The sequence below is a fragment of the Burkholderia sp. MSh2 genome, from assembly GCF_000731655.1.
GTDB lineage: Bacteria > Pseudomonadota > Gammaproteobacteria > Burkholderiales > Burkholderiaceae > Burkholderia > Burkholderia paludis.
The window spans coordinates 12,206-25,988 of sequence record NZ_JPGM01000022.1 but is presented as its reverse complement, the minus strand read 5'-3'; the positions used below and the strand labels follow the sequence as shown (position 1 = coordinate 25,988).

The following is a 13,783-nucleotide window of genomic DNA, read 5'->3' as shown; positions in this document are numbered from 1 at the left end:
TAATGCGCCCTCCAGCGGCGCATCATGGAAGGAGACGCCATGAGAAGCCCGCACTTCGGCCAGGGAAGCAACTCGGCCAATGTGCGCCGTTATAACGAGCGCCTGCTGCTGAAGACGCTGCGCCGCGCAGGCAGCGCTTCGAAAGCCGACCTCGCCCGCCTCGCGAACATGACGGGCACGGCGGTCGGCAGCATCATCGCGTCGCTCGCCGACGCGAAGCTGATCGAATTCGCCGGCCGCACCGAAGGCCAGCGCGGCCAGCCGGCCTCGCTGATCCGCCTCGACCCGCGCGGCGCGTTCGGCATCGGCGTCCATCTCGACCGGATGCGCATCGAGACGGCGCTCGTCAATTTCGCCGGCGACGTGCTCGGCCGCCGCTCGCACGATACGCTGCTGCCGCCGCCTGCCGAGGTGCTCGAGATCGTCCGTCACGACATCGACGCGATGCAGGCCCTGCTCCCCGACCACGAACGCGCCCGCCTGACCGGCATCGGCGTCGCCCAGCCCTACAACCTCGGCGCATGGATGCGCGAACTCGGCCTCGCGCCCGACACGTTCCGCGCGTGGGAAGACGTCGATTTCGCAGCCGACCTCGGTCGCACGCTGTCGCTGCCCGTATTCGGCGAAAACGACGGCAACGCGGCCGCGATCGCCGAACTGTTCTACGGATACGGCCGGCAGTGCGACGACTTCGTCTACCTGTTCATCGGGCCGGCGATCGGCGGCGGCATCGCGATCGACGGCGACTGCCTGCGCGGCGTGACCGGCAATGCGGGCGACGTCGCGGTGATTCCCGTCCCGCCCAGCCGGCTCGCATCCGCACCGCCGCCGCGCGGCCCGTGGGACATCCTGCTCGCGCGCGCGTCTCTGCATGCGCTCGTGCGCCATTTGCGCCATCACGGCGAGACGGTCGAGAACCGCGCCGATCTCGAAACCTGCATCGCCCGCGGGCTGCCGGCCGTCGACGAATGGATCGACGACTGCGTCGATGCGCTCGCGCCGGCGTTGCGCGCGGTGCTGTGCGTGGTCGACGCGCCGGTGGTGGTGCTCGACGCCGATACCGACGCCGGCCTGCTGGACGCGGTCTCGACGCGCCTGCGCTCGGCGCTGGTTGCCACCGCGCCCGAAGCGCGCGGCACGCCGACGCTCGTGCGCGGCACGTTCGGCGCCGACGCAGGCGCGATCGGGGCCGCCACGCTGCCGATGTATTTCAACTTCTCCCCGCGGGCCGGCATCCTCAAGGGCGCCCGCACCGACTCGCAGGAGGTCAACCATGTCGCGATCTGAGTCGCCTCGCCCATTGCTCGAAATGCGCGGGATCAGCAAGACGTTCCCGGCCGTGCGCGCGCTCGACAACGTCAGCCTGACCGTCTATCCCGGCGAGATCCATTCGCTGATGGGCGAGAACGGCGCGGGCAAATCGACGCTGATGAAGATCCTGTCGGGCGCGTACCGCGCCGACGCCGGCGGCGAGATCCTGATCGACGGCCAGCGCATCGACGTCGACGGCCCGCTCGCCGCGCGCGACGCCGGCGTCGCGGTGATCTATCAGGAGCTGTGCCTGTCGCCGAACCTGACGGTCGCGGAGAACATCTACATCGGCCGCGAACTGCGGCGCGGCAACCGGCGCTGGGGCGCCATCGACCGCGCGGCAATGGCGCGCGGCTGCCAAGATGTGCTCGCGCGCCTGGGCGCATCGTTCGGGCCCGACACGCTCGTCGACACGCTGTCGATCGCGGAGCAGCAGCTCGTCGAGATCGCACGCGCCGTGCACACCCGCGCGCGCATTCTCGTGATGGACGAGCCGACCACGCCGCTGTCGTCGCGCGAGACCGAGCACCTGTTCCGCCTGATCCGCCAGTTGCGCGAGGAAGGTCTCGCGATCATCTACATCAGCCACCGGATGGCGGAGATCTACGAACTGTCCGACCGCGTGTCGGTGCTGCGCGACGGCGCCTACGTCGGCACGCTCGAACGCGCGTCGCTGTCGGCCGAGCGTCTCGTCTCGATGATGGTCGGCCGCGACATCTCCGGCTTCTACAAGAAGGAACACGCGGCGTACGACCCCGGCCACCTGCTGTTGTCGGTCCGCGACGTCGCGGACGGCGCGCGCGTGCGCGGCTGCAGCCTCGACCTGCATGCCGGCGAGGTGCTCGGCATCGCCGGGCTGGTCGGCGCGGGCCGCACCGAACTCGCGCGGCTGATCTTCGGCGCCGAACCGCGCGTGCGCGGCGACGTGAAGATCGGCGAGCGCACGTTCGGCGCGCATTCGCCGCGCGACGCGATCGACGCGGGCCTCGTCTACCTGACCGAGGACCGCAAGCGCCAGGGCCTGTTCCTCGACATGAGCGTGCGCGACAACATCAACATCTCGGTCTGCAACCGCGATGCACGGCTCGGCGCACTCGATCTCGCGCGCGGCGCCGAACGCGCGCGCGACGCGATCGCCTCGCTGTCGATCCGCGTCCCCCACGCGAACGTCAACGTCGGCGCACTGTCGGGCGGCAACCAGCAGAAAGTGCTGCTGTCGCGCCTGCTCGAGACGAAGCCGCGCGTGCTGATCCTCGACGAACCGACGCGCGGCGTCGACATCGGCGCGAAATCCGAGATCTACCGGATCATCAACGAGCTGGCCCGCGCCGGCGTGGGCGTGATCGTGATCTCGAGCGAACTGCCGGAGATCATCGGCGTTGCCGACCGCGTGCTCGTGATGCGCGAAGGCGAGATCGCGGGCGAGCTCGGCGGTCACACGCACACGCCCATCACGCAGGAAGCGATCATCGCGCTCGCAACCGGCTCGCAGGCCGAACTTGCCGACGCGCACTGAGCGCCGCTCTTTCATTCCCCTCTACCTTCAGGTTAGCGAAATGATCAACCCGACCAAGCAGCGGAACCTCGCGTCCGCGACGGCCCATCCGGTGGGCGATCGTACTCCTCAGTTGCGCGCCACCGATCATCGCGCCCGCATGCAGTCGCTGATCCGCACCGCCGGCATGCTGCCGGTGCTGCTGGCCCTGTGCGTCGGCTTCGGCTTTCTGACCGACGGCTTCTTCACGCTGCAGAACCTGTCGATCGTCACGCAGCAGGCATCGATCAACATCGTGCTCGCCGCCGGCATGACCTTCGTGATCCTGACGGGCGGCATCGACCTGTCGGTCGGCTCGGTGCTGGCCGCCGCGGCCGTCGCGGCACTCCTCGCGTCGACCATCCCCGGCTGGGGCTGGCTCGGCGTGCCGTTCGCGCTCGTCGTGGGCCTCGCGTTCGGCGCGATCAACGGCGGCCTGATCTCGTTCCTGCGCCTGCCGCCGTTCATCGTCACGCTCGGCGCGATGACGGCCGTACGCGGCGTCGCACGACTGATTGGCAACGACACGACCGTGTTCAATCCGCAACTGCCGTTCGCGTTCATCGGCAACGGCACGATCCTCGGCGTGCCGTGGCTCGTCGTGATCGCGTGCGCGGTGATCGCGATCTCGTGGTTCATCCTGCGCCGCACGGTGCTCGGGATGCGGATCTATTCGGTCGGCGGCAACCCGGAAGCCGCCCGCCTGTCGGGCATCAACGTGCGCGGGATCCAGATGTTCGTGTACGCGGCATCGGGCCTGCTCGCCGGCCTCGGCGCGGTGATGTCGGCCGCCCGGCTCTATGCGGCCAACGGCCTGCAGCTCGGCCAGTCCTACGAACTCGACGCGATCGCCGCGGTGATTCTCGGCGGCACGAGCTTCGTCGGCGGCGTCGGCTCGATCGTCGGCACCCTGATCGGCGCGCTGATCATCGCGGTACTGACGAACGGGCTCGTGCTGCTCGGCGTGTCCGACATCTGGCAATACATCATCAAGGGGCTCGTGATCATCGGCGCCGTCGCGCTCGATCGCTATCGCCAGCGCGATTCGGCGCGAACCTGACACCCCGCTCGCCCATTCGCCTCGCGGCGCAGGCAGGCTCGCCCGCGCCCGTTCATATACCTACCTCACGGAGACACCACAACATGTTCAAGCACAAAGCCGCCCTGAGCGCCGTCGCCTGCGCGCTCGCCTTCGGGACTTGCGCCGCGCACGCGGCCGACAAGCCGCTCAAATCGATCGGCGTCACGGTCGGGTCGCTCGGCAACCCGTACTTCGTCACGATCGTCAAGGGCGCCGAAGCGCGCGCCAGGCAGATCAATCCGAACGCGAAAGTCACGGCCGTGTCGGCCGACTACGACCTGAACAAGCAGTTCACGCAGATCGACAACTTCATCTCCGCGCATGTCGACATGATCCTGCTCAACGCGACCGACCCGAAAGCGATCGAGCCGGCGGTCAGGAAAGCGCAGGCGGCCGGCATCACCGTCGTCGCGGTCGACGTCGCGGCGGCCGGCGCCAACGCCACCGTGCAGACCAACAACGTGAAGGCCGGCGAGCTGGCGTGCGACTACATCGCGAAGAAACTCAACGGCAAGGGCAACGTGATCATCGAGAACGGCCCGCAGGTATCGGCCGTGATCGATCGCGTCAACGGCTGCAAGACCGTGCTCGGGAAAAATGCGGGCATCAAGCTGCTGTCGAGCGACCAGGACGGCAAGGGCTCGCGCGAAGGCGGAATGAACGCGATGCAGGGTTACCTGACGCGCTTCCCGAAACTCGATGCGGTCTTCACGATCAACGACCCGCAGGCGATCGGCAGCGATCTCGCCGCGAAACAGCTGAACCGTCCGGGCATCGTGATCACGTCGGTGGACGGCGCGCCCGATATCGAGGTGGCGCTCAAGAGCAACACGCTGGTGCAGGCATCGTCGAGCCAGGACCCGTGGGCGATGGCGCAGCAGGCCGTCAACGTCGGCTACGGGATCATGAACGGCCAGAAGCCGGCCAACCCGATGATCCTGATCGAGCCGACGCTCATCACGCGCGACAACGTGAAGGGCTACAAGGGCTGGAGCACGCCGCGCTGATCGCACCCACCGCCGCGTAACCCGGCGCTGCCGCGGCGCGCATTGCCGCGCGCGTCGGGCACCGCCGCGCATCGGCGCGATTCGGCCGCGTGTGCGGCGGTCGCCTGTGCGCACACTGGCGCCTATGCCCCGACGGCGGCCGAAGTCGGGGACCTGATCGATCGCGCCGCCGAAGCCGCGGCATCGTGGCAAGCCGCGCCGGCGCGCCAGCGTGTCACGCGGCGGGCGTTCCGCCGCTGCCGTTCGGCGGGACGCCCGCCTGCAGCAGTTGCAGGCTCTCGTCGACGCTCAGCTCGGACATCGCATCGTCGCGCAGCGTATCGTCCGCCGCGCGGCGCAGCGCATGCAGCGCATGCACCTTGAGCCGCACGATCGCGAGCCGCAGCCCGCGCGCCGTGCACTCCGCCGCGAACGTGCGCAGCGATTCGATCGTCGTGCCGTCGACGTCGGGCGTTTCCTCGAGACTCAGCATCACGGTGCGCGTGTCCGGCGCGGCGGCCATCAGCGCACGCACGCGGTTCAGCATCCGGTCCGCGTTCGCGAAGAACAGCTGCGCCTCGGGCCGCACGATCAGTACGCCCGGCACCGGCTTCGCATCGGCATGGCTCGCGACGTCGACGAAATCGTGACTGTCGCGCAGCCTGCCCAGCACGCTGACATTCGGCTCGGAAAGCTTGCGCAGCGTCAGCAGCAGGCTCACGCCGATGGCTGCGAGCAGGCCGTGCAGCACGCCGAGCACGAGCACCGCGAGCAGCGCGGCAAGCACGACGAGCCGGTCGCGATGCCAGGCCCAGTAAGGCCGGAATACGGACGGATGCAGCGAGTGGCTGACCGCGAAGATCACGATCGCCGCGAGCACCGGCTCCGGCGTGCGCGCGAGCTGCGGCAGCAGCAGCCAGACGATCAGCGCGACCACGCCCGCCGCCCACAGGCCGGCAAAGCGCGACTGCGCGCCGGCCGCCTCGTTCGCCGAGGTGGCCGAATAGCCGGCGCCGACGGGCATCCCGTGCAGCAGGCCGGACACGAGATTCGCGCAGCCGAGCGCGACGAGGTCGCGGTTCGGCGACACGCTGTCGCCATGCTTCAGCGCGAAATTGCGGATCGATCCATACGATTCCGCATACAGGATCAGCATCAGGGCAAACGCCAGCTCGACCGTCTGCATCCACCCGTTGCGGTCGAGGTTCGGCAGGCCGAACTCGATGTGCCGGAAGTCGATATGGCCGACGACAGCGATGCCGTACCGCTGCCAGTCGATCGCGTAGCCGGCCGCGATCGACAGCACGATCACGACGAGCGTCGCGGGCACGCGCGAGCGCCGCCCGAGCACGAACAGCAACGCCAGCGCGGTCGCGCCGAGCGCCACGCTCGCGAGGTTCGCATGCGGCGCGCCGGTGATCAGGTCGAGCGCGACATGCGGCGCATCGCTATGCGCCACCGAAATCGCGAGAATCTTCGGCAACTGCTTGATGACGATCGTCAGCGCGAGACCGAATGTGAAGCCCCGCAGCACCGGCCGCGCGACGAAGTCCGACATGCCGCCGAGCCGCGCCGCGCCCGCCAGGATGAACAGCACGCCGGTCATCGCGACAAGCGCCGCCGCGAGAGCGAGCTGCGCGGCGAGCGCCATGCCCGACTCCGCGAGTACGGTCGCCGCGAGCACGGCGGCCGACGACGACGTCGACGACACGATCGCGAAGCGGCTGCTGCCGGTGCACGCATAGACGACCAGCCCCGCCAGCAGCGCGATGAGACCGGCCTGCGGCGGCAGGTTGGCCAGCCCCGCATACGCGACCGCCTCGGGTATCAGCAGGCCGGCGATCGACAGGCCGGCCAGCGCATCGAGGCCGAGGCGCCGCGAAGGCGGCGGCGGCGACGACGCCGCGTCGCGCACGGAAAAATGGTCGGCATGCTGCGGGCCGGCATCGGGGCGGATCGGAGCGGTCGTCATGAGGCGGTCGGCGCCGGGCGGCGGTCAGGGTTTGACGGCGATGACGCCCGACCAGCCGGGCAGATAGCGTGCGTCCTGTTCGTGCGCGCGATGCAGTGCGATATCGAGCGCCTTCGCGAAGTTCTTGCGGATCTGGTCGAGCGACACGTGCTGGCGCAGGTAGTCGGCCCACAGGAATTCGCTGAACGGCGTCGCGTCCTTCGCATAGCCGCCCGCCGTGCGCAGCTCGCCGGCAAGGCTGCGGTACGGGTCGTCCTCGAGCGCCGTCAGCGCCTTGGGCAAATGCGCATAGTCGCGCCGCGACCCGTCCGGGCCGAACGGATGCACCCACTGGTTGTGTTCCATCATCCGCCAGAAGATCGTGTCGTCGAGCCACGACAGGTCCTTCAGCAGCATCGCGTTGACGCGCGACTCGCCTTCCTCGATCAACGCAAGGCCGAGATGGTGGTGATCGGTGATGTAGTGCAGCCCGTCCGGGCCGAGGACGGCCGGGAACCAGTGCGATTCGATCGCGGCCTTGCGCGCGCGCTTGTTGAGCGCCTTCCAGTGCTTGCGCTTCGCCTTGACTTCACGGTAACCCACCGTCATCTGCGTCGGACGCAGCGCGTCCAGCCGGACGGGAATGAGATGAACGTCGTTGCCCAGTGCCATGGTCGTACCCCATGTTGCGAAATTCCGGCAACGATACTCCTGATCGCACGAATCGTTAAGACGTATTGACCTCGTACACGTTCGATTGACGATCTCTGACAACCCCGCGCGCGGCATGCGGCGCTACGTACGCAGATCGTTGCGCTCGAGACGATGCCGGATGTAAGGGATGCCGTCGTGCACGACGCTCACGCGGCGCATGCCGAGCTTGCGCGCGACGTTCAGCGAACCGCTGTTGGCCTCCGCGATATCGGCGATCACGCGCGGCAGGCGCACGGTGTCGAACGCGTGGCGCACGACCGCCGCCGCCGCCTCGCTCGCGAAGCCGCGCCCCCAGGTCGCGCGCACCAGCCGCCAGCCGATCTCGACGTCACGCGCGCCGCCGGCGTAATCGGGAATCAGCAGAATCCAGCCGATGAACGCATCGGGCGCGGCCTTCTCGAAGATCGACCAGTAGCCGAGGCCCGGCGGGTAATCGCGCGTGATCCGGTGCACGACGAAACGCCGATGCTCGACGGGATCGTTCCACGGACCCGCGATGTGCCGGGTGACCTCGGGATCGCGATCCATCGCGATGCACGCATCGAGATCGGCGAGCACGCGCGGACGCAGCCACAGCCGGGCCGTCTCGAGCACCGGCAACGCGGCGGCGGAAGGTTCGATCATCTGGACTCCTGAGTCGGTGGCGAGGCGCGCCGGGCGAGCGACCAAACAATACGAATCGCCTTCCGGAATGATACAGATACCTGTCATTCCGCTCGCGCGGCACCGTTTCCATTTTCGCAACAGCACATTTCCTAGGGATTATTCCCGATTCGACGTTATCGCGCCCCACATCGTCCTGTACCGCGGCCTACACTCGATCAATGCCCCCCGCACCGCGCGCAAGCCGGGCCGGTATCCGCATGCACATCGCGAGCGCGCAAGCCAACGAGGAGACCTCGGACATGAGCTGGACACGCGAGCAACGCAACGTCACGATCGCCGCCTACCTGGGCTGGACGCTCGATGCGTTCGATTTTTTCCTGATGGTTTTCGTCTTGAAGGACATCGCCGCCGAATTCGGGTCGACGATCCCCACCGTCGCGTTCGCGCTCACGCTGACGCTCGCGATGCGCCCGCTCGGCGCGCTGATCTTCGGCCGGCTCGCCGACCGCTTCGGCCGCCGCCCGACGCTGATGGTCAACATCGCCTGCTATTCGCTGCTCGAACTCGCGTCGGGTTTCGCACCGAGCCTGACCGCGCTGCTCGTGTTGCGTGCGCTGTTCGGCATCGCGATGGGCGGCGAATGGGGCGTCGGCTCCGCGCTGACGATGGAAACCGTGCCGACCCATGCGCGCGGCGTCGTGTCGGGGCTCCTGCAGGCCGGCTATCCGAGCGGATACCTGCTCGCGTCCGTCGTGTTCGGCCTGTTCTACCAGTACATCGGCTGGCGCGGGATGTTCATGGTCGGCGTGCTGCCTGCGCTGCTCGTGCTGTACGTGCGCTCGCACGTGCCCGAATCGCCGGCGTGGAAGCAGATGGAAAAGCGTCCGCGTCCGAGCCTCGGAACCACGCTGCAGCAGAACTGGAAGCTCACGATCTACGCGATCGTGCTGATGACCGCGTTCAATTTCTTCTCGCACGGCACGCAGGATCTCTATCCGACGTTCCTGCGCGAACAGCATCACTTCGATCCGCATACCGTGTCGTGGATCACGATCGTGCTGAACCTCGGCGCGATCGTCGGCGGCCTGTCGTTCGGCGCGATTTCGGAGCGGATCGGCCGGCGTCGCGCGATCTTCATCGCCGCGCTGATCGCGCTGCCGGTGCTGCCGCTCTGGGCGTTCTCGAGCGGCCCGGTTGCGCTCGCCGCGGGAGCGTTCCTGATGCAGATCTCGGTACAGGGCGCATGGGGCGTGATCCCCGTGCACCTGAACGAGATCTCGCCCGACGAAATCCGCGCGACTTTTCCCGGCGTCGTCTATCAGCTCGGCAACCTGCTCGCATCGGGCAACGCGACGATGCAGGCCTCGCTCGCCGTATCGCACAACAACAATTACAGCTTCGCGCTCGCGCTCGTGGCCGGCATCGTCGCCGTCGCGATCGCCGTGCTGATCCTGTTCAGCCGCGAGCGGCGCGGCATCGACATGACGCAATCGGTCAATACGCGTAGCACGGTCGGCTGAGCCCGCGCATTGCCGCATCGCATCATCGTGCGTGCCCCGCCCTGCGGGGCCACGCGCGATAGTTTCCGCATCCGCACATCGAACTAGAGGAATTTGTCCAGATTCCCCGCTTGCCCGCCCCGCCCGCGATTTTTTATCTTAATAAAAACGACTGTTTGAATCGGACAATCAAATCACCTGTTCGCGGCCGGGCAACCGGCATGGGAGGCGGAACATGGCAGTAAGTCAGGAGGGACGTCCATCCACGGGACGACCGTCCGGGGCGCGGTCATCCGGCACTCGGCAGACCGGCGGGACGAAGGCGCGCATCCTCGATGCGGCCGAGGATCTGTTCATCGAGCATGGCTTCGAGGCGATGTCGATGCGCCAGATCACCTCGCGCGCGGCGGTCAACCTCGCCGCCGTCAACTATCACTTCGGCAGCAAGGAGGCGCTGATCCACGCGATGCTGTCGCGCCGTCTCGATCAGCTCAACCAGGAGCGCCTCGGCATCCTCGACCGCTTCGATGCGCAGCTCGGCACGCACATCACCTGCGAGCACGTGCTCGGCGCGATGTTCATTCCGGCGCTGAAGGCGTCGCGCAACCCGGAACGCGGCGGCCCCGGATTCCTGCGGCTGATCGGCCGCGCGTACACCGATCCGTCGCCGTTCGTGCGCAACTTCCTGACCGCGCACTATGCCAGCGTGGCAGGCCGCTTCTTCGATGCATTCCAGCGCGCGTTGCCGCACCTGCCGCGCACGGAGCTCGGCTGGCGGCTGCATTTCGCGATCGGCGCATTGTCCGGCGCGCTCGCCGGCGCCGAAACCGAAAGCCTGATCGACGAGTTCTCGCAAGGCCGTACGATGAACGACGTGCAGATGATCGCGCGGCTGTCGTCGCTGATCGTCGCCGCGCTGAAGGCGCCGATGCCCGACAGCGCGCAACTGTCGATCTTCGCGGCGGTGCTGGACGACGCAGGGGCAAGCGAAGCGCTCGGGCTGCCGTCGTCGGGCGCGGCCATCGCCGATACGGCGACACTGCATTCCACGAACTGAGCGCGCGAGGCCACGCGCAGCTTTCCGTTCACGATTTGATTGAAACGCGCGGTCAGGCAGGGCGTCGAGGCGCCCGCGCCGGTCGACCGTGCAGCCACGAGGCGCGGGCAGGCGCGCAACGCCCGCCCTCGCCGAGAGCCCAAGACCGGAGACATGTCATGTCATCTTCCGCAGCAACCGCAGCGGCCCAGGTTCCGCCGAATACCGACGGCATCTGGTACGCGTCCTACCCGCCCGGCGTTCCGCACGACATCGACGTCACGCAATACGCGTCGCTCGTCCAGTTCTTCGACGAATGCACGACGCGCTTCGCCGACCGTGTCGCCTACGTGAGCGCAGGCGCTTCGATGACCTATCGCTCGCTCGCGCACAAGGTCGACGCATTCGCGTCGTACCTGCAAAGCCTCGGCGTGAAACCCGGCGACCGCGTCGCGATCATGCTGCCGAACACGTTCCAGTACCCGGTCGCGCTGTTCGGCACGCTGAAGGCCGGCGCGATCGTCGTCAACGTCAATCCGCTCTACACCGCACGCGAACTCAAGCACCAGCTGAAGGACAGCGGCGCGCAGACGATCGTCGTGTTCGAGAACTTCGCGCGTACGCTGCAGGACGCGCTGCCGGAAACGCAGGTGAAGCACATCGTCGTCACCGCGCTCGGCGACCTGCTCGCCGACGGCTTCAATGCGAAAGGACGACTGATCAATTTCGTGCTGAAGCACGTGAAGAAACTCGTGCCGGCCTACCACCTGCCGCAGGCCACCCGGCTGCGTTCGGCCCTCGCGCTCGGCGCGCGCGGCACGCTCCGGCCGGTGCAGCCGACGCGCGACGATCTCGCGTTCCTGCAGTACACGGGCGGCACGACCGGCGTCGCGAAGGGCGCGATGCTCACACACGGCAACCTGATCGCGAACCTGCTGCAGGCGAAGGCATGGATCGCCGACCAGGTGTCGGGCGACGTCGAGACCGTGCTCACGCCGCTACCGCTGTATCACATCTATTCGCTGACGGTGAACGCGTTCATCTTCATGGGACTCGGCGGGCGCAACATCCTGATCGCGAACCCGCGCGACATGAAGATGGTGATGAAGATCATCCGCAATGAGACATTCACGGGCATCACCGGCATCAACACGCTGTACAACGCGTTCCTCGACAACGAGGAATTCCGCAACCGGGATTTCTCGAAGCTGAAGCTCGCGATGGCGGGCGGGATGGCGATGCAGCGCGCGGTCGCGGAGCGCTTCCAGCAGGTGACGGGCCGGCCGGTCGTCGAAGGCTACGGCCTGACCGAATGCTCGCCGATCGTCACGATGAACCCCGTGGACCTGAACGACATGGCCGCGTTCAGCGGTTCGGTCGGCCTGCCCGCCCCGTCCACCGTCGTGCGCTTTCGCCGCGAGGACGGCACCTGGGCCGCCATCGGCGAGCCGGGCGAGCTGTGCGTGCACGGTCCGCAGGTGATGCGCGGCTACTGGCAGCGCCCCGACGAGACGGCCAAGGTGATCGACGCCGACGGCTGGCTCGGCACCGGCGACATCGGCGTGATGGACGAGCGCGGCTTCATCCGCCTGATCGACCGCAAGAAGGACATGATCCTCGTGTCCGGCTTCAACGTGTATCCGAACGAGATCGAGGAAGTGCTCGTGATGCATCCGGGCATCAGCGAAGCCGCGGCGATCGGCATTCCGGACGAGGTGCAGGGCGAACGGATCAAGGTGTTCGTGGTGCGTCGCGACCCGTCGCTGACGGTCGACGACGTGCTCGCGCACTGCCGCAAGAACCTCACCGGCTACAAGATGCCGAAATTCGTCGAGTTTCGCGACGCCCTGCCGCAGACGAACGTCGGCAAGATCCTGCGCCGCGCGCTGCGCGACGAGGAGCTCGCCAAAATCAAGGCCGCGAAGCAGGGCTGAACGATCCATCGCTCCGGGAGACGCCGTCGATGAACGAAGGAAGCAAGCGCCTCGCACGGCATGCCGCCGTCGCGGCAGTCGCATGCCTGCTGGCGCTCGTCCAGGCCGGCCCGCATGCCCAGGAAACGGCCGATGCCGCAAGCACGCCGCCGGGCGTCGCGCTGCCGGCGGAACTCGCGAGGGTCGTGCGCGACCCGGTCGCGCAGCAGGCGCGCTGGCTGCGCGCGGCCGCGCAACGCGGCACGCTCGCTCAGCTCGACGACGCGACGCTCACGGCGCTCTTCAGGGCGCTCGATCCGCTCGCCGTGCCGCTGTATATCCGGAACGGTCCGAACGGCTATCCGTCCTACCAGTTCACGATGGTGCGCCAGGAGCGCATCAGCGGGAAATGGTCCGATACGCCCGACCGCATGCTCGTGAAGACCACGCGCGAGCCGCTGCGCGTCTATGCGAAATGGCTGCCGGGCGGAGCGCATGCCGGACAGGAAACCATCTACGACTCGACGCAGCGCAAGGACGAGATGTACGGCCATCTGGGCGGCCTGCTCGGCAAGATTCCGCTGTGGACGGCGATCGACGGCGCACTCGCGCGCGCCCAGTCGAATCACCAGGTGAAGGATCTGGGTACCGAGTTCATCACGAACCTGTACCTGACCGAAGGGAAGAAATACCTGGATGCCGGCGTGCAGCGGCCGACCGACGTGGAGGCCCGGACCGTCGGCGGCGTGCGCGTCGTCGCGCTCACCTACGAAACGCCGAGCGGCCGGCCGCAGTTCTACGCGAAGAAGGAAGTCCTCGGTCTCGACCTGCACGCCCCCTATTTCCGGACCGTCGAATCCTACGACAACGACGGCAGGATCTTCGAGCGGATCGTCATCGAGAAGATTGCGCCGGCGACGCTCGACGACACCGCATTCGATCCGAAGAACCCCGACTACTCGTTCTGATGCCTGCCGGCAGGATCGGCGTCGGGCTCCATCGATGCCGTCGTCGCGGCCGCCTTCATGGCCGGTTGCGGCGCCCGCGTGAATCGCAGCAACCGGGCGGCCGGCACCGGTCGCCGGGTCGACATGCCGCCCGCCCCACCCGGCTCGCCGCCTGTCGTTCATGTCCCGGATCCCCGACAGGCCG

General features: G+C 67.8%; 11 protein-coding genes and 1 pseudogene. 9 read left to right on the top strand and 3 right to left on the bottom strand.

What is annotated here, in order from left to right; translation table 11 throughout:
- Positions 1-39 precede the first annotated feature (39 nt).
- The 5 genes and pseudogenes from GQ57_RS14785 to GQ57_RS43710 all read left to right on the top strand — a co-directional run.
- Positions 40-1,287, top strand: a complete 1,248-nt coding sequence (locus GQ57_RS14785; protein WP_031398577.1) for an ROK family protein — start codon at positions 40-42, stop codon at positions 1,285-1,287.
- Positions 1,274-2,827 (top strand): sugar ABC transporter ATP-binding protein, encoded by a 1,554-nt coding sequence (locus tag GQ57_RS14780; RefSeq protein ID WP_034198232.1) that lies wholly within the window; start codon positions 1,274-1,276, stop codon positions 2,825-2,827. The genes GQ57_RS14785 and GQ57_RS14780 overlap by 14 nt, the downstream gene beginning before the upstream one ends.
- 40 nt (positions 2,828-2,867) lie before the next feature.
- Positions 2,868-3,905, top strand: coding sequence for an ABC transporter permease subunit (locus tag GQ57_RS14775; RefSeq protein ID WP_031398575.1), 1,038 nt, complete (start codon positions 2,868-2,870; stop codon positions 3,903-3,905).
- A gap of 83 nt (positions 3,906-3,988) precedes the next feature.
- Positions 3,989-4,933: an ABC transporter substrate-binding protein gene (locus GQ57_RS14770; protein WP_031398574.1), complete on the top strand. Its 945-nt coding sequence runs from the start codon at positions 3,989-3,991 to the stop codon at positions 4,931-4,933.
- Between the two features lie 42 nt (positions 4,934-4,975).
- Positions 4,976-5,113 (top strand): annotated as a pseudogene (locus tag GQ57_RS43710) (carbohydrate kinase); the annotation flags it as partial.
- Positions 5,114-5,147: 34 nt separating this feature from the next.
- Here GQ57_RS43710 and GQ57_RS14765 read toward each other — a convergent pair.
- The 3 genes from GQ57_RS14765 to GQ57_RS14755 all read right to left on the bottom strand — a co-directional run bounded on the left by GQ57_RS14765 (position 5,148) and on the right by GQ57_RS14755 (position 8,201).
- Positions 5,148-6,884 carry a SulP family inorganic anion transporter gene (locus GQ57_RS14765; protein WP_031398573.1) on the bottom strand — a complete coding sequence of 579 codons (1,737 nt, stop codon included), beginning with the start codon at positions 6,882-6,884 and terminating at the stop codon, positions 5,148-5,150.
- A 24-nt stretch (positions 6,885-6,908) separates the two neighbouring features.
- Positions 6,909-7,535, bottom strand: a complete 627-nt coding sequence (locus GQ57_RS14760; protein WP_031398572.1) for a ParB-like protein — start codon at positions 7,533-7,535, stop codon at positions 6,909-6,911.
- Positions 7,536-7,658: 123 nt separating this feature from the next.
- Positions 7,659-8,201 carry a GNAT family N-acetyltransferase gene (locus GQ57_RS14755; protein WP_031398571.1) on the bottom strand — a complete coding sequence of 181 codons (543 nt, stop codon included), beginning with the start codon at positions 8,199-8,201 and terminating at the stop codon, positions 7,659-7,661.
- 281 nt (positions 8,202-8,482) lie between these two features.
- On the opposite strand from GQ57_RS14755, the gene GQ57_RS14750 reads away from it, so the two are divergent.
- The 4 genes from GQ57_RS14750 (at position 8,483) to GQ57_RS14735 (ending at position 13,599) form a co-directional block, all read left to right on the top strand.
- On the top strand, positions 8,483-9,703 hold the full coding sequence (locus GQ57_RS14750; protein WP_034198271.1) for an MFS transporter: 1,221 nt from the start codon (positions 8,483-8,485) through the stop codon (positions 9,701-9,703).
- A 214-nt stretch (positions 9,704-9,917) separates the two neighbouring features.
- The gene (locus tag GQ57_RS14745; RefSeq protein ID WP_034198231.1) at positions 9,918-10,739 is read left to right on the top strand and encodes a TetR/AcrR family transcriptional regulator; all 822 of its coding nucleotides are present in this window, start codon (positions 9,918-9,920) and stop codon (positions 10,737-10,739) included.
- A gap of 158 nt (positions 10,740-10,897) precedes the next feature.
- The gene (locus tag GQ57_RS14740) at positions 10,898-12,652 is read left to right on the top strand and encodes an AMP-binding protein (RefSeq protein WP_031398568.1); all 1,755 of its coding nucleotides are present in this window, start codon (positions 10,898-10,900) and stop codon (positions 12,650-12,652) included.
- A gap of 29 nt (positions 12,653-12,681) precedes the next feature.
- Entirely contained in the window at positions 12,682-13,599 is a 918-nt protein-coding gene (locus tag GQ57_RS14735) for a DUF1571 domain-containing protein (protein ID WP_034198230.1), read from the top strand.
- Positions 13,600-13,783 lie beyond the last annotated feature (184 nt).